Annotated in this window: 14 protein-coding genes and 1 pseudogene; 4 read left to right on the top strand and 11 right to left on the bottom strand. The window is 62.0% G+C overall.

Features of this window, described 5'->3' with window-relative positions:
* Window positions 1-97: 97 nt before the first annotated feature.
* Window positions 98-1216: a tRNA (guanine(26)-N(2))-dimethyltransferase gene (locus tag BLW62_RS04840; protein ID WP_090505682.1), complete on the bottom strand. Its 1119-nt coding sequence runs from the start codon at window positions 1214-1216 to the stop codon at window positions 98-100.
* 100 nt (window positions 1217-1316) lie between these two features.
* Here BLW62_RS04840 and BLW62_RS04835 point away from each other — a divergent pair, with 100 nt between their 5' ends.
* Window positions 1317-1673, top strand: a complete 357-nt coding sequence (locus tag BLW62_RS04835) for a hypothetical protein (RefSeq protein WP_090506422.1) — start codon at window positions 1317-1319, stop codon at window positions 1671-1673.
* Between the two features lie 368 nt (window positions 1674-2041).
* On the opposite strand, the gene BLW62_RS04830 is transcribed toward BLW62_RS04835, so the two are convergent.
* From BLW62_RS04830 to BLW62_RS04810, 5 genes are all read right to left on the bottom strand, one after another.
* A complete protein-coding gene (locus tag BLW62_RS04830; protein ID WP_090505680.1) occupies window positions 2042-4402 on the bottom strand; it encodes a PAS domain-containing protein in 2361 nt (786 codons plus the stop codon).
* Between the two features lie 285 nt (window positions 4403-4687).
* Window positions 4688-4918 (bottom strand): YgaP family membrane protein, encoded by a 231-nt coding sequence (locus tag BLW62_RS04825; RefSeq protein ID WP_090505678.1) that lies wholly within the window; start codon window positions 4916-4918, stop codon window positions 4688-4690.
* A gap of 466 nt (window positions 4919-5384) precedes the next feature.
* The gene (gene hisH, locus BLW62_RS04820) at window positions 5385-6047 is read right to left on the bottom strand and encodes an imidazole glycerol phosphate synthase subunit HisH (protein ID WP_090505677.1); all 663 of its coding nucleotides are present in this window, start codon (window positions 6045-6047) and stop codon (window positions 5385-5387) included.
* A 118-nt stretch (window positions 6048-6165) separates the two neighbouring features.
* Entirely contained in the window at window positions 6166-6768 is a 603-nt protein-coding gene (locus BLW62_RS04815) for a uracil-DNA glycosylase (RefSeq protein WP_090505675.1), read from the bottom strand.
* Window positions 6769-6864: 96 nt separating this feature from the next.
* Window positions 6865-8172 (bottom strand): acetamidase/formamidase family protein, encoded by a 1308-nt coding sequence (locus BLW62_RS04810; RefSeq protein ID WP_090505673.1) that lies wholly within the window; start codon window positions 8170-8172, stop codon window positions 6865-6867.
* Between the two features lie 350 nt (window positions 8173-8522).
* On the opposite strand from BLW62_RS04810, the gene BLW62_RS18525 reads away from it, so the two are divergent.
* The gene (locus tag BLW62_RS18525; protein WP_175459679.1) at window positions 8523-8681 is read left to right on the top strand and encodes a DUF7576 family protein; all 159 of its coding nucleotides are present in this window, start codon (window positions 8523-8525) and stop codon (window positions 8679-8681) included.
* A gap of 527 nt (window positions 8682-9208) precedes the next feature.
* On the opposite strand, the gene BLW62_RS04805 is transcribed toward BLW62_RS18525, so the two are convergent.
* The gene (locus BLW62_RS04805) at window positions 9209-10159 is read right to left on the bottom strand and encodes a formyltetrahydrofolate deformylase (protein ID WP_090505671.1); all 951 of its coding nucleotides are present in this window, start codon (window positions 10157-10159) and stop codon (window positions 9209-9211) included.
* Window positions 10160-10348: 189 nt separating this feature from the next.
* Between BLW62_RS04805 and BLW62_RS04800 the strand changes: the two genes are divergently transcribed.
* Entirely contained in the window at window positions 10349-11734 is a 1386-nt protein-coding gene (locus tag BLW62_RS04800) for an NAD(P)/FAD-dependent oxidoreductase (protein ID WP_090505669.1), read from the top strand.
* A 155-nt stretch (window positions 11735-11889) separates the two neighbouring features.
* Here BLW62_RS04800 and BLW62_RS18270 read toward each other — a convergent pair whose 3' ends face one another.
* From BLW62_RS18270 to BLW62_RS04785, 4 genes are all read right to left on the bottom strand, one after another.
* Window positions 11890-12042 carry a C2H2-type zinc finger protein gene (locus tag BLW62_RS18270; RefSeq protein WP_076579561.1) on the bottom strand — a complete coding sequence of 51 codons (153 nt, stop codon included), beginning with the start codon at window positions 12040-12042 and terminating at the stop codon, window positions 11890-11892.
* A gap of 66 nt (window positions 12043-12108) precedes the next feature.
* Window positions 12109-12366 carry a hypothetical protein gene (locus tag BLW62_RS04795; RefSeq protein ID WP_090505668.1) on the bottom strand — a complete coding sequence of 86 codons (258 nt, stop codon included), beginning with the start codon at window positions 12364-12366 and terminating at the stop codon, window positions 12109-12111.
* A gap of 108 nt (window positions 12367-12474) precedes the next feature.
* Complete coding sequence (locus tag BLW62_RS04790; protein ID WP_245726663.1) at window positions 12475-12669, bottom strand: DUF7511 domain-containing protein; 195 nt, start codon at window positions 12667-12669, stop codon at window positions 12475-12477.
* A gap of 102 nt (window positions 12670-12771) precedes the next feature.
* Window positions 12772-14214: a GTP-binding protein gene (locus tag BLW62_RS04785; RefSeq protein ID WP_090505664.1), complete on the bottom strand. Its 1443-nt coding sequence runs from the start codon at window positions 14212-14214 to the stop codon at window positions 12772-12774.
* Between the two features lie 174 nt (window positions 14215-14388).
* On the opposite strand from BLW62_RS04785, the pseudogene BLW62_RS04780 reads away from it, so the two are divergent.
* Window positions 14389-16052: pseudogene (locus BLW62_RS04780) on the top strand (nucleoside recognition domain-containing protein).
* Window positions 16053-16205 lie beyond the last annotated feature (153 nt).

Here is a 16205-nt window from a genome sequence, read left to right as displayed (position 1 = left end):
CCCCTACGAGGGCCAGCGACGTATGTCGTTCTGTGGCATACTCTGGGGCGAACCGGCGTTGGCTCGCACCATCGGCCACTGACCAGCGCGAACGTACTTACTCGAGCGAGTCGCTCGTCGCGTCGAACATTTTGCCGACGCTCGCGTCCGTCTTGAACGTCGTCCCCCCGTAGTGCGCTGGTGACGCCTCGTATCCGGCTTTTCGGAGGTCAGCGAGGAAGTCGTCCATCGCGTTCGCGGGCAGCCCCCAGTTCTTACACAACTTGTGCTGATCGTAGTGGGTCGGCTCGTCGAGTTCCTCCTCGAGCATTACACAGAGTTCACGGCCCTTCTCGGCGGTTCCGAACGCGTCGGGAATTCGCTCGCGAACGTCGGCGACGAACTCGCGGTCGCGATACGGGCCGAGCCAGATCGGCCCGGCGACGAGAAGCCGTTCGCCCCCGCAGTTCGGACAGGTCTCGAGTGGGTTCGCGATTAGGCCGTGTTCGGCCTCCCGGTAGAGACAGTCCTCACAACTCGAGACGTATCCCAGGTGCTCGAGTGCGGCGTCGGCCGCGGTTGGCTTGCGATCTAACTCGAGGTAGGTTCGCACGTAGTGACTGGTCGCGTGGGTGAGGATTGGCTCGACGCCGACGTCGAAGCGGGCGGCGCTGCGAGCGAGCGCGGAGAGGAGGATTCGCACGCCCATCTCGGGGTGGTAGTCCGTGTTCTGTGGGACGGCGCTGTAGGAACGCACGCCGCTATTGAAGTGTGCTCCACACAGCGGCGCGGTGTCGGTCGCGGTCACACAAACCAGATCCCGACACCGAGAAAAGGCAGCGTCAGCGAAGGGCATCGGCGTCCCGTAGGGATCGAGGTCGATCACGTCAAACATCGACTCGTGCATGAGGGCGGTGACGTTTCGGTGTTCGACGCAGGCGTCCTCGAGGCCGTTTCGCTCGAGATTGGCTCGAGCGAGGTCGACAGCGTCGGGTTCGACGTCACAGCAGGTCACGTCCCAGCCGTCGTCGGCCGCCCGAACCCCGCGAATGCCACTCGCCGCCATCGCGTCGAGGTACGAGTCGGCGCGATCCTCGCGCTCGCGAAACGCACGCAGCGTCGCGATCGTTAGATCTCGGTTCAACTCCTGTCGGGGGTTGTAGAACACCGACTCCTCGACGCCTTCGGTCTGTTCGCCGGGGACCTCGAGTTCGACCCCACCCTCGGTGACGCGCATACACTCTCTCGAGGGTAGCGGGCGAAAAACGGTGTGGTCTCGCTCGACATCGACGATGGACAACCGAACCGATTTTACAGTTGCGAACACAGTTCCGGTCGTGCCGGAGGCTAACCCAGTCGAACAGTGGCAGGCCGCCCTCGAGGAAGCGGGCGAACTCACGCCGGAACTCGTCGAGCAGATTACCGGCGTGCACGACGACCGGGGGGTCCGTGCGATCGAAGCTGTCGGCGAGGGTCGGGTGAAGGCCTACCAGGACTTTACGATCGTCGTCGGCTACGAAGACGAGTACATCGTCGAAGCCGAGGGCTGTACTTGCAAAGATAGCGAGTACAATTTAGACGACGATGATCCGACCGAACAGTGTTGGCACGTCCTCGCCGTCGCGATCGCTCGCCGGGTCGGTCACGTCGATTACCACGATATGTGGTACTCAGAGGTTCGCGAACTGTTGTAGAGGTACGTCGCGGTCATTGTCAGTGCAGCTCTCGACGACGTTCCGCAGATCTGCTCTATTGAATCATTTGACAAGTGATGGATTTTGGAAATTCTCCTGAGTAAAGGGCGAATATCCTACAAAGCATGCTCAATTAGACGACGAACGGAGAATCGCTGAATGTCTCGACTGCGGAAATGCATATGCGGCTAAGGTATGGCCAGACGAGACGATCTAACCAATCAGGACAAGAAACCGATGTCAATGTGGCTCAACACGGGTAGTTCGTGGAGTCTCTGCAAGATACACGGCGCGAAAGCGGCATGCGTCGAGACCACATAGTGAAGAAATCGAGGTCGGTCGGAACAGCTGAACGAACGATCGATGGGTTACGAGACAGGAAGCGTGAACGAGAACGTCGATCCTTCGCCCGGTTCGGACTCGACCCATAGTTCACCGTCGTGACGTTCCACGATCCGTTGACAGAGGGCCAGGCCAATGCCGGTTCCCGGGTGTTCGTCGCTCGTGTGGAGCCGCTGGAACACCTCGAACACGCGATCCTGATTGTCAGAATCGATCCCGATCCCGTGGTCGTGGACTGTAATGCGCCACCGACTATCGGCACGTTCGGCGGTGATGTCGACCCGGGGCGGCTCGTCGCCGCTGTATTCAATCGCGTTGTCCAGCAGGTTCTGGAACACCTGGCGCAACTGGCTGGGGTCACCGACCACCGTCGGCAGGTCGTCGGCCGAAATCTCGGCGTCCGTCTCGTCGATCCGAAGTTGGAGATCGTCCCGAACCTCATCGAGGATCGCGTCGAGATCGACCGGTTCGAACGGCTCCCCTCGCGTTTCGACTCGCGAGTACTCGAGCAAGCCCTCGATCATCTCTCGCATCCGCTCGGCGCCGTCGACGGCGAACTCGAGGAACTCCTCGCCGTCATCCTCGAGCGCATCACCGTACCGTTGGTCAAGCAACTGGAGATAGCTCGTCACCATCCGCAGTGGCTCCTGAAGATCGTGTGAGACCGCGTAGGCGAACTGTTCGAGGCGTTCGTTCGACGCCTCGAGTTTGCGTTGGTACTTCCGTCGTTCGGTAACGTCTTGCACGACGATCATCCCTGCGTAGACTTCGTCGTCGGCGTTTCTGACGGGCACGCTATAGACGAACAGGTTTCGATCGAGATACTCGAGCTCGAACGAGTTCGCCTCGCCCTCCAGCGCGGCCTCGAAGTATGGTTCGATCTCTTCGACGATATCGTCCGCGTAAATGTCGTAGACGCTGTTTCCAATCCGATCTTCCGGGGCGACACCGACCACGTCCAGGAACTCCCCGCCGATGGCCGTGTACCGCAGGTCATCGTCGAAGAGGCCGACTGCACCGTTTGGGAAGTTTTCGACGAGCGTCCGGTAACGGCGTTCGGACTCCTCGAGCGCTCGTTCGCGTTCTTTGCGCTCGGTGATGTCTAGTGCTATCGTCATTCCCCCGTGGATCTCGCCATCTTGGTCTGATAGGGGTACGACATGAAGGATCCACTCGCGCCCCTCGGACCTGCCCTCTATCGACTGCTTCTCGCCTTCAAGTGCGACCCGATACACGGGTTCGATCGTTTCGGCTACGTCGTCGGCCCAAACCTCGTGGAGGTGGTTTCCTTCGACGTCGTCCGGCGAGTGGGGGAGGTAGTCGAACGCCTGACCCTCGGCGAGCGTGTACCGAAGCTCCTCGTCGAACTGAGTGACGATCCCGTTCGGGAAGTTCTCGACGAGCGTCCGGTAACGACGTTCGGACTCCTCGAGAGTGCGTTGTTGTTCCCTTCGTTCAGTGATGTCTTCGATACTGAACACGACGCTCTCGATCTCTCCGCGATCGTTGTAGACCGGCGCCCCGTTGACGGAAATCCAGATGCGCTCTCCGTCCGGCCGTGACACGCCGCTGATCTGATCGAACAGCGGTTCCTCGGACTCCATGATCCGCGGAAAGGGGTTCTCGTCGCGCGTGAGCGGTTCGCCGTCAGCGTCGATTTCCTTCCATTCGGAATCGTCGAAGCTGAGGGTGTTGACCTGGTCTTTGCTCCGACCGTATATTTCCTCGGCACGGTTGTTCGCGAATCGCATCTCGCCGTCGCTGCCGACGATCGTGATGCCGATCGGACTCGTTTCGACGACCGTTTCGTAGCGGGCCAGTTCCTGTTCGCGTCGCTTCCGTTCGGTAATGTCGCGGGTGAAGACCGACAGGCCTGATTCTGAGGGATAGATGGCGTTGTGGAACCACTTGTCCCACGGAGGATAGTAGTCTTCGAAGGTCACGAGCTCTTTCGTTTCGAGAGCTTCACACAGCGCGTTCTCGAACGTCTCCGTGAGATTTCCGTTACGAATATCCGATCCAATGGCGGTCTCATCCAGTCCAAACAGGTCTACTGCGGTGTCGTTCAGATAGCGAAAGCGGAGCTCTTCGTCGAGGGCGTAGAAACTGTCCGAAATTCGATCGAAGACCTCGCCGAGGTCGCTATCTACTGCATCTCGTGTAGTCGCATCTCCGTCCGTCGCTGGCTGCCACCAGACGCGCCCGTTGCCTCCGACCTTCTTGGTTTCGAGTTGGTCGTGGTCGACGAGCCGTTCCAGTCGCTCGTAGGCGCTCCGCCGGCCGAGGTCGAACTGTTCTGCGACCTCGGTCGTCGTCCGAGGTTCCCCGCCTTCCTCGAAGATTGCGAGTGTTTCTTGGAGGGTGTCTGTCAACGGTGTCGAACTCATTGCCTCGTTCATGCGCCCTGGCCAAATAAGCCCTCCACTGTTGGAGGGAGTCGTACGGTCGAACGAATCCTCGAAGATGGCTCGCCGACTTCGTGATTTACGGAAGGAACGGGCTCTACGATGTCTGGGACGCTACTGCTGGGGTCGGTGTTCACGCAAGTTCGATGCTGCATCCATCCTCTGTATCTCGCACGCACTTTCTGCCAGCTTCTGAATAGGTTGAGCGTGACGTGCAAGATACAACGCGTATGCCGACTACGCGAAATAAACGATCAAAGGGGTCGTTCACTCCCTCTTCTCTACGTGCTCGGTGGTATCCATTCCGACCATCTCGTTGATAGGACACTTTTGGGTCGTTCCTGTCACGAGGAGAACGATCCCAAGGACGAATGCCACAACGCCGATAACGGCACCAATAGCCCAGAACCCACCAAGAGCGGCTATGCCTGCGATGGCTAGAATACCGCCGATGACGATTCGCCCGAGACGGTCTATACCGCCTACGTTCTTTTTCATGATTCTGTCACCTCCCCTCGTTCATTTGCGTCCTACTGCTGTTAATCGTGGGGACACAATTGTAGGCTCGTTTTTATAGCTGCTGTTTTTACCCTCTGTATTCGGCAGCCAACTTTTATCGACAGGCAGATATTTCAACGGGACCGTAGAACACGGAGTCTCGTCTCACACACCCACCTTTTCCACTCGAGCTCGCTGGTGCGTTTCTCCCTCACTCCGTTCGCTTCGAACCGCGCTCTGCTCACCCGTCGCGCGAAAACCTGTCTGACGAGAGCGATGCTCTCGCTGACCTTCGCTCACTCCGTTCGCGAAGAGACCAAAAAGCCGCTCACTCCTCAGCGCAAATCTCGACGAAGTTCCGACAGCCACCTTTTTCCGCTCGAGTTCGCTCACTGCGTTCGCTCACCCGTCGCGCAAAAACCTGGACCAAAAAACCGCTCACTCCCCGTGGTCGTTCGCGGGACGGTTACTCCTCAGCGCAGATTTCGACGAAATTCCGCAGAATCTGGAGGCCAGTCTCGCCGCTCTTCTCCGGATGGAACTGGGTGCCAAAGACGGTGCCGTCCTCGTTGGCGACGATCGAGGGGAACTCGCGCTCGTAGTCGGTCGTCGCGACTGATGCGTGATCGTCGTCAGGTGCCGCGTAGTAGGAGTGGACGAAGTAGGCGTAGTTCCCATCGACTCCCTCGACGAGCGGATGCTCGCGCTCGACGGTCAGTTCGTTCCAGCCCATGTGGGGGACCTTCTGGCCCTCGGCGAATCGAACGTTCGTCCCCGGAATCAGATCGAGGCCTCGCACGGCGGATTCACCGTCGTTCTCTCCTTCCTCGCTGGTCGTCAGGAGCATCTGCATGCCGAGACAGATGCCAAAGAGCGGCGTATCGCTCTCTGCGACCTCGAGTAAATCCGCTCGAAGTGGGTCGGCGTTCTCGACACCCTCGCGGAAGGCCCCGACGCCCGGCAGGACGACACCATCGGCGTCGGCGAAAGCGTCCGGATCGTCCGTGATCTCGATGTCGGCACCCGCGCGCTCGAGGCCGCGCGTGACGCTTCGGAGGTTCCCCAGTCCGTAGTCGACGATGACGACCGATGCGAGCGATTGGTCGTGAGAAGCCGAAACAGCGTTCATACCGACGTTGGGTGGGGCGCGTTCAAGTGTATTGCTGTTCGGGCGATTGTGGACTCGCGTCTCGAGTGCCTGTCTGCCTCACGTCTCGAGTGCCGATCCGCCCCTCACAGTCGCGCGCTCAGAAGCCGTCGAGTCGAGACTGCCCGCCCTCGCTGCCGTCCACGTCCGCGAGATCCGCCGCCCGGTCGAGTGCATTCGCGAACGTCTCCTCCTGACTTCGGTCGTACAGCGTGGCCGCGGGGTGGACACAGAGTAATACGCGACGGGGCGTCCCCTCGATTCGCACCTCCTCGAGCGAGCCCGCTTCCTTCGTCACCGCGACAGAGCGTCCGAGAAGGTGCTCGCTCGGCACCTTCCCGAGCGTGACGATCACGTCGGGATCGAGGAGGTCGATTTCGTGCTCGAGGTAGCCACGACAGTTCTCGAGTTCGTCCGTCGAGGGGTCGCGATTCTCCGGCGGCCGACAGCGCACGCAGTTCGTGATGCGGACGTCTCCGCGTGCGAGGCCGACGTTCCTGAGGCCGTCGTCGAGGACCGTTCCGCTGCGGCCGACGAACGGTTCGCCCTGCTCGTCTTCGTTCGCGCCGGGCCCCTCACCGACGAACAGCAAATCGGCGTCTTCGGGACCGGTTCCGTTGACGATCTGCGTGCGAGAGTCCACGAGCGCCGGACAGCGAGTACACTCGGTGACGCAGAGTTCGTCGTCGTCCATCGTTCCCATACTGGTGGCTCGAGCGGCCGCCTACTACGTCTTTCCGGTCGCAGGTGCCACGTCGAAAACGAGAGCCGGGTCGCCCTCCCTCGCTCCGCCGTTCGCCTACAGTCCGTACTGTTTGCGGACGAGGTGGGCGATTCCGCGATCCTCGAGGACGTCCATCGGCGCGAGGAGATCGAGTTGCACGACGCCCGGCAGCCGTCCGATCTGGACCCCGCCGGTGAACGTACACCGCGAGCGGACCTCGCCCTCGCTCATCTCGAGGAGGCCAGTCGCGCGGTCGAACGCGTTCTGAGTCGCGTCGTTGACCGTCGCCCCGGAGCCGATAACCTGGATTGGGCCCATGTCCTCCTCGAGTTCGACGCCGTGTTGCTCGGCGAGGTTTTGGCCGGCCTCGCGCTCGTCGTCGCTGTACGGTTGGCTGATGAAGGGGAGGTCCTCCTCGTTGGGTAGGAGGACGGGACCGTCGAGTTCGAGGCCCTCGATGACTTCGACGTCCATCGTGACGGTACCGCTCACGTCGGTCGTGTGCAAGGAGAGTTCGCCGTCGCCCTGATTCGCGTGGAGGTCGCCGACGTAGACGCCCGCGCCGTCGACCGCGACGGGACAGATGAGCGTCGCACCCGCACGGACCTGTGGCACGTCCATGTGGCCGTCGGTCCGATCCTCGAGGTCGGCTGCAGTTTCGATCCCGTAGTCGTGGTCGGCACCGACGAGGAACTGGCCGAAGTCGCCCGCGTTGTGCGAGTCGGGTATCGTGACCGGTGGCGTCGTTCCGACGTTGCCGATGAACGGTCGGAGCCGACCGAGCGTGCCGGGCATCTCGCCGGGTTCGTACAGCAAGATCGGGTGCTGTCGGGAGTTTTCGGGGATATCCATCACTTCAGCAGCGTCTGTGGCGAGTTCGTGTGCGCTGTCTTCGTCGAGCGTGATACCGACCGTGTGGTCGTCGTCGAACGCGACGGTGTAGCCGTACTCGAAGCCGAAGGAGGAGGCGTTCGCGCCGCACTCTGCGCACTTGATGGCATCCTCGCCGGTCCCCTCGACGACCGACTCGGGCCACGTCGTTCCACACTCGGGACAGCGGTGGTCGACGAACGGATCGTCGCCGAAGGCCTCCTCGCGTTCGGCCATCGACCCCGTGCTGGTCGCCATGCTCGTCACCTCGACGTCGCGAATGTGCAACGCGACGGCGTCGCCGACGCTCGCGCCTTCGACCCGAATCGGCCGTGTCACCTCGTGGCCGCCGCGGAAGTCGGGTGTAATCATCGGACCCCAACACCCAGGCGGCGTGTACGTTCGGATCGTGCCACCGTCCGCGACGGTCCCCGCCCACTCCTGGTCCGGACCGACGAGTCCCAGCGTGTACTGATCGACCGCGAGTTCCTGTTGCACTTCTTGCTGTGACATACCATAGCAATCTTCGTCGGTAACGGCGATAAGCCTGCTGCTCAACTTACCGGCACACTCCACACTCGAGGCCATCAGTGAGCCGTAACTCCCCACCTCTGATTTCGACCCCTCTTGCTCGACGGTGGGCGAGTACGCCTCGAGCAGGAGGGATTGACGCCTCACACTCGAGGCCGTTTCGACCACCAATCTACCCACCTCCCCACCTACCGAACGCGCTCCGAGACAGAGGGCGACAAATCACGTCTCGAGTAAACCGTCCGAGTGACGTCCACAGACGCTGGTCTGTCGTCGATGGCTGTATCTGCCGGAACAGATCCGTTAAACTTGGTTTTGTCCCATCAATCTCTATGGCTGATTCGACGGACGAAGATTCACTCGAGTGTCTGGCGTGTCGTGACCCGATTACATCGGCTGTCGACCAACGGGTCGTCCCCGCGCTCGAGGACGGTGAGGCGGTGTATCGACACTTTTGTAGCGAGACGTGCCTCGAGGAGTGGACGGCGTAGGTATCAGACCCAGTCGGCTACTCTCACTGTCGCGAATCAGTGACTGGATACACTCAAGACGAATCTGTTTCGTCCGACGAAATGTATCGACTGTGGCCGTCATTCGCGGAGCCACTCGGTGTACTTTCAGTTGGTAACGTGGCTTTCAGTTGGTAACGTGGCTTTCAATTGGCAACACGACCCCTCTCGGTCAATATTGAAATGATCGGCTTATCTTGAAAAGATAGGCTCGGCAACGACACGTGCGAGTTGGGTGTGGCATTCGCAGAGAGAATGGCTGGAGTAAGACTACCTGCTATCGTGGACACGAGGGAGTTCCACGTCCTCCCCAGCCGATTCGCTCCCTCACTGCGTTCGCTCACTCATCCCTCGCGTGCTGTCGTCGACTGACCTCACCGTTGTTCGGCCAGTCGACAGCACGCGCCACCGCGTGTTGGATGATCGAGCAGGTGCAATACGGTCTCTGTCTGTCCTGAACGCGAGTTCGACGACACTCCCAAATGTAGAAACCGCGCTACTCTCTCCTGTTATTGGTTGTTCGCGACGGCGCTGCCGATACCGTCGACCGGTCGATCCGGCGTGAACTCCTCGAGTTCTTCGGGGAGGCCGAGTTGGTACTCGGTGCCGTTCTCTCTGACAGAGGTTCGGCCGCGGTGGACCGAGACGTCGCCGTTGAGGTGGAGTTTGACGGCCTCGAGGAGGGCATCCGCCTCGAGTGGCTGCCCTCGGTTTTTCATCACCTCCAAGTCGGCGTCGTCGGGCACGTCGAACGCGCGCTGGGAGATGATCGGGCCCTGATCGAGGTCGGTGGTCACGTAGTGAGCGGTGACGCCGGCCACGCGGACGCCCTCTTCGACGGCCTGCCGGTAGGCTTCCGCGCCGGGGAAGGCTGGCAGCAGCGACGGGTGGATGTTGATGATGCGATCCTCGTAGCGAAAGACGACGTTGGGGCTGAGGATCCGCATGTACCGGGCGAGGACGATCAGATCGACGTCGTAGTCGGCGAGCAACTCGAGGAGTTCGTCCTCGTTCTGTTGGCCGCCGTCGTCGCCGATGTCGTGAAACGGCACGTCGTAATGTTCGGCGAGTGGCTGGAGGTCGTCGTGGTTGCCGATGACGACGCCGATATCTGCCCCCAGTTCGTCGTTGGCCCACGCCTCGAACATCGCCTCGAGACAGTGGCTCTCTTTCGTGACGAGGACGGCGATTCGCTGGTGGTCGCGGTCGGCGGGGAAGCGAACTTGCACGTCGAGTCCGAGGTCGTCGCCGAGGTCGTGGAGGTCCGCCCGGAGCGTCTCCTTCGTACAGACCATCTCCTCGGTGTCGACGGCCAGATACATTCGAAAGACGCCGTCGCGAACGGCCTGATCGAGGTCTTCGATGTTGATGCCGCGCTCGAAGAGGAGGCTGGTCACGCGAGCGATGAGCCCGGTGTCGTCGTCTCCAATGACGGTGATTTCAGTGACATCGGTCGTCATCGCAGCCACCTCCGATCGAGCGGATATGTAGTCATCACTACGTGATTCAGTCGACGTGTGGTCAAAAGTCCTGCTTTCTGTGGACGAGTCTGAGAATAGAACGATACCATGATGTGGTCCACTTCTACGAATTATTAGTAATAACTAGAATAGATTTATTAATAACGCGTCGGCTAGTGCGAGTACCGAATGACGCTTTCACGCACACTCGACGTCGCGATCGTCGGTGCTGGACCCGCAGGCATCGGTACGGCAGTCGCACTCGAGCGACTCGACGTCGAATACGTCGTCCTCGAGCGCGAGTGTATCGGTGCCTCGTTTCGACAGTGGCCCGCGGAAATGGAGCTGTTGACGCCGTCGTTTCCGGCCAACGCGTTCGGCGTTCGTGATTTGAACGCGATCACGCTCGATACCTCGCCGGCGCTCGCCCTCGACAGCGAGCACCCGACCGGCGACCAGTACGCCGAGTACCTCGAGGCCGTCGCCGAGTTTCACGAACTCCCGATCGAGACGGGGGTCGACGTCGAGGCCGTCGTCCCCGACGCCGGATCGTCGGAGTCATCGGACGGAGACGACGCGACAGCCGCGGACGGGTTCACCCTCGAGACGAGCGAGGGTCGACTCGAGGCTGCGTCCGTCGTCTGGGCAGCGGGACAGTACCAGTATCCCTCGAGTGGGCCGATCCCCGGCGCGTCCGATGCGATTCACGTGTCGACGATCGATTCGTGGACGGCCCACGCTGATCAGTGGCCGGGCGAGGGCGGTTCGCCGGACGAAAGCGACCGGACTGTGACGGAGTCGACGCCGTCCGTGTCCTCCCAACCCGAAGCGACGTCGCTTGCGGCCGACGGCGCTGGTGTCAGCGCCCCGACTGCTGACGATGTCGTGATCGTCGGCGGCGCAGAGAGTGGTATCGACGCTGCACTCGGGTTGGCGGATGCCGGCCTCTCCGTCACCGTCGTAGATCCCGACGGCCCGTGGCAGTATCGCAGCCCCGACCCCAGTGAGGTTCTCTCCCCGCGAACGACGGACCGACTCGAGGCCGCACTCGACGCCGAGCAGCCGATAACCCTCGTCACCGACGCTCGCGTCGAGCGAATCGAACGCGAGGAAACGGGTACGGATTTCTCGAGTCAAGCGAGGGTCGGGACGCGAACTGACCCGTCTGACGGACCTGAGACGCCCGGTTCGACCGTCGAGCGCGCTGGCTACGCGGTGGTCACCGACGACGGGGATCGGATTCACTCGCGCACGCCACCGGTTCTCTCGACAGGGTTCGAGGGGGGTCTCACGCTCGTCGACGACCTGTTCGAGGTCGACGAACACGGATTCCCCGAACTCACCGACCAGGATGAATCGACTGCGACGTCCGGCCTGTTCCTCGTCGGCCCGCAGGTCGCTCACGAGGGCCAGCAGTTTTGTTTCATCTACAAGTTCCGCCAGCGCTTCGCCGTCGTCGCCGAGGCCATTGGTGACCGACTCGAGGTCGACACGACTCCACTCGATGCCTATCGCGAGAAACGGATGTTCATCGAGGACCTCGAGTGCTGTGAACCGTCGTACTGTGACTGCTAGGAGCCTCGAGTCTCGAGCGGACCGAAACCGCGACTGTTGACCCGGATTTCACACTCGCCGAAGACGTTACGACAGTAGCGACGACAGCGACGGCTGCGAAGGCGCGAAAGTGACGGAAACAGCGAAGTCGGCGAGGGGTGACCGTCGGCCGACTGTTAGTGCGTCGTGTGTATGTGCTCGCGAAGCTCGTCGGTTTCGGTGAACGAGTCGTCGCAGACGGCGCAGGTGTTGTGGTGCAGTGCGACGTGCTGGGTCACACCGGCAGCGGATCGGAACGATTCGTCGCAGTTCGAGCAGTTATAGGACATCGTGCGTGTCTATGACAGACACTCTTAAAAAGGACGGCCGGTACATCGCCGGCGTCTTGAATGTGCTCAGACGAGGTCCGCCGCTCGACGCTGCAACGACGGCTCGAGCGTCGTATCCTCGGCCAGTTCCTCGAGTTCGTTACTCGCGTTCCGATCGTTCAGGCACTCGAGTGCCTGACGGCGAAACTCCCCGCGAAGGCCGCCCATCTGGACGAGCAACGCGAGATTTCTGTGTTCGTCCCGTTCGGCCAGCCTATCGATGGCCTCACGGCGGGTGGTGTGGTGGACAGCTGATTTGACGGCGGTCTGGAATGGCGTTGACATCGTGGATTCGTTGGGTTGGCTGCTGAGTTCGTTGGGTTGGCTGTAGGGTTCGTTGGGTTGGCTGTAGGGTTCGTCGCGTTGGCTGTTCTGTGTTCGATACGTCCCCGGCTATCGAATTTCGTCTCGAGAGACGAACGCCGAACCGGTTGCCCGGATCCACGTCTCCTCGAGCGTGGCGGCCGTCACCGACGAGTAGATGGTACAGGTGTCGGGACGCGTTTCGTTTCGCTCGACGTACGCCTGATAACACGGCGACACGTCGCCATCCGGCGACGTTGGCTCGGAAGCCGTCCTCGAGTGCATCCTCTCGGTCCTATTGGTACTATCAGTACTACCGGTACTGTTGGAGCTGGCGTCTGGCTCGGTTTCGCCGTCGGTGTTTCCGTCGGTCATCGTGGGAGTGAGTCAGTCTGCAATGCCGAGTTCCTCCGTGCGGTCGTGTGCGTGCTCACGCTGGTCGTCGTTCTCGGGTCGGTCCGCCATCTCGCTGCCATCGGTGTCTGCTTCGGTTTCGGCCTCGAGATCGGCTTCTGGTGGCTCGAACGTCGGGAACCGATCCTCGAACGTCGAGTCGGACGCCAGTTCGTCGTCGGTAGCCAGACACGCACGGAGGTCGGCTCGAAGCGAGTCGTGATCCATCTCGGTGCCGATGACGACGAGTCGTGTATTGCGATCACCCCAGCGCTCGTGCCAGTGGGCCTCGAGTTCGGAATTCTCCTCAAGGTGCTCGCGACGCTCCTCGGCCGGGAGTGAATCGACCCATCGCCCGCCGGGGCCGACGCGGATCGACTGCCCGGCCACGTTGAACGTAAACGCCTCGTCCTCGCGGCTCACGATCCGTTCCGCGTTCGCGGTTGCACCGCTCTCTTCACCGGGGTCCTCGCGTTGCTCGGACCCCGCAGCCCTCGTTCGCTCACTCGAGGACTCGCTCCGTTCGTCCCCGCCACTCGCGATCCAGAAGTGACCTTTCGCTCGAACGACTGCGTCGGGGAATCTATCGAGGAGGTCGGCGAAACGCTCGGGATGAAACGGCCGGCGCGCCTCGAAGACGAACGAGGTGACGCCGTGTTCTTCCTCGGCCGACGCGTGGGGCTCCTCGAGTTCGCGGATCCAGCCCGCAGACTGGCTGGCGGCGTCGAAGTCGAACCGGCCAGTGTCGACGAGGTGTGTCGGGTCTACGCGGCCGTGTTCGGTGCGAACGATTCCGGCGCGCGGCTGGAGCACCTCGAGCGTCGCTTCGATTTCCGCGAGCGTGTCGTCGTCGACGAGGTCGCACTTGTTCAGGAGGAGGACGTCACAGAACTCGACCTGTTCGACGACGAGGTCGCCGAGGTGCTTCTCGGTCCCGTCGTCGTCGAGCAGTTCGTCTGATTCCATCGCCGTCTGGAACTGGTGGGCGTCGACGACTGTGACGGCCGTATCGAGGTGACAGCCCTCGAGTGGCTCGATGCCGGTCTCCTCGTAGAACTCGGTCGGATCGAGGTCGGCCTGATCGAATCCGAGCGTCAGCGTCTGGGCGACGGGAAGGGGCTCGGCGACGCCGGTCGACTCGACGACGATGGCGTCGAACTCGCGCGCTCGAGTGAGTTCGCCGATGGCGTCGAGTAAGTCGCCGCGGAGTTCACAGCAGATACAGCCGTTCGAAAGTTCGACGAGCTCTTCGTCTTCGTCCGCGATATCCGAAGACTCGGCGACGAGTTCGGCGTCCACGTTCACCTCACCCATGTCGTTGACGAGAACGGCGAGCTCTCTCTCGCCGCTCTCGCGGAGGACGTGGTTCAGAACGGTCGTTTTCCCCGCACCGAGTATCCCGGATAGTACCGTGACGGGAATCGAGTTATCGGGCATTCGATTAACAATATTGACTCTGTACTAATAGTAGTTATTATCTATAGCAGTAGAATTATTAAGTGTGCGTTTGAGATGCGGTCACGAATGATCCAAGAGACAGCCTGTACCGCTCGAGTGAAACGAGGGTCGCTGAGGACGACAGGTCCCGAGAACGACGAGGAGCGACGCTGAATGACTGGAACGAATCGCGACCGCGTCGTCCTGATCGGCAAAGAGAGCGTCGGGAAGTCGGCGCTCGCGGCTGGGTTGACGGACGCGGCTCCGGCCGCGACGGCCATCGAAGTGACTCCCTCGAGGTGGTCGATACGCCCGGAATCACCCTCGACGCGGACACGAAAACGACTCGAGACGCGCTCGCCGCCCTCGAGTGTGCGGCGACGGTCGTTCTCGTCGTCCCCGCGACGGATCTCGACCGGGATCTCGCCGACTTGCTTCCGCTCGTGCAGGGACGGGTGGGTGCAGTAGTCGTCACTCACTGGGACAAAGTCGAGTCGATCGACGAGGCCAGCGGTGTCGTCGCGTCCCTCGAGGCCGACCTCGGCGTTCCCGTGATGCCCGTCGATGCGCGACGTCTCGGCCGCGTCGCGGCGGACGGTGGGGTCCGAGCGGGAGGCGGTGTGGGAACGACGGACGGGTCGGGGCGGACTGCGGACGGTCGCGACGTGATCACCGCGCTCGAGCACGCGGGTGAGTTCCCCGCCGAGACTGCTGTCCGGGCGGACTGGGAAATCGACCCACGAAAACGGGTCTTCGACCGTCCGTACCTCGGCCCGATGGCGGGTGCACTCGTCCTCGTATTGCCCGCGCTGGTCGCCGTCTGGTTCGCGAACACCGTCGCTGGAGAACTCGACCCGCTCGTCGACAGCGCACTCGAGGGACCAATCGCGTACGCGACGTCACTGCCGGGACCGCTCGCGGCCGTGCTGGGCGGTGAGTACGGCCTGCTCGCGATGGGGCCGTTCCTGTTCGTCTGGGCGCTGCCGACCATGCTCATCTTCGCCCTGTTCATGGGTGCGTACTCGGCGAGTGGGCTGACGATGCGCGTCACGACGGCGCTTCACCCGGTTATGCGCCGGATTGGACTCACCGGGCGAGACCTCGTTCGAGTCGTCATGGGATTCGGTTGTAACGTCCCAGCGGTGACGAGTACCCGCGGCTGCTCGGACTGCACGCGCTGTACGACGATCTCGGCCATCTCGTTCGGGTCGGCGTGTTCCTACCAGTTCCCCGCCACCCTCGCCGTCTTCGCCGCCGTCGGCATGCCCTGGCTCGTCGGCCCCTATCTCGCAATTCTCGTCGCGACGACGCTCCTCTACGTTCGCCTGATTGCGCCACTCGAGGCCCGAACGACCGATCTCGCCGTCAGCCGCCGAACGTTTCTCGAGTGGCCCCGACCTCGTGCGATCTGGCGCGAGGCGCGTCGGTCGCTCGCGAGTTTCCTCACGACGGCACTCCCCGTCTTCGCGGGAATCTGCGTCGTCGCCGCGCTCTTAGAGTACGTCGGCGCGCTCGAGCGATTCGGGACCGTTCTCGAGCCGGCGATGGCCGTGTTTGGACTGCCCGCCGAGACCGCGTTGCCGGTCGTCTTCGCGGCGATCCGCAAGGACGGCATCGCGCTGCTCACCGCGGACACGACGGGGGTCGCCTCGCTCTCGGCGCTCGAGGTGCTGGTCGCCGTCTACCTCGCCGGGGTCTTGCTTCCCTGTCTCGTCACCGCTATTACGATCGCACGGGAGGTCTCGATCCGATTCGTCGCGACGATGCTCGCCCGGCAGGCCGCCGCCGCGGTCGGATTCGCACTCGCCATCGCCTGGGGCGGCCAATTGGTGTTCTAACTCTGCCGTCGGTGGGTCACTCGGCGGACCGCTCGAGTTCGCCACAGGCGTACCAAACGCGAAATCGCTCGAGGGTTCACACTGAACGCAGCGCCCAGTCTGTGAATTCGGGGTTCACAAATACCAGTAGTTAACAACACAAAGAACTAAAGT

It is taken from the genome of Natronorubrum sediminis (genome assembly GCF_900108095.1).
Lineage (GTDB): Archaea > Halobacteriota > Halobacteria > Halobacteriales > Natrialbaceae > Natronorubrum > Natronorubrum sediminis.
This window is presented reverse-complemented; position numbering and strand designations above follow the sequence as displayed.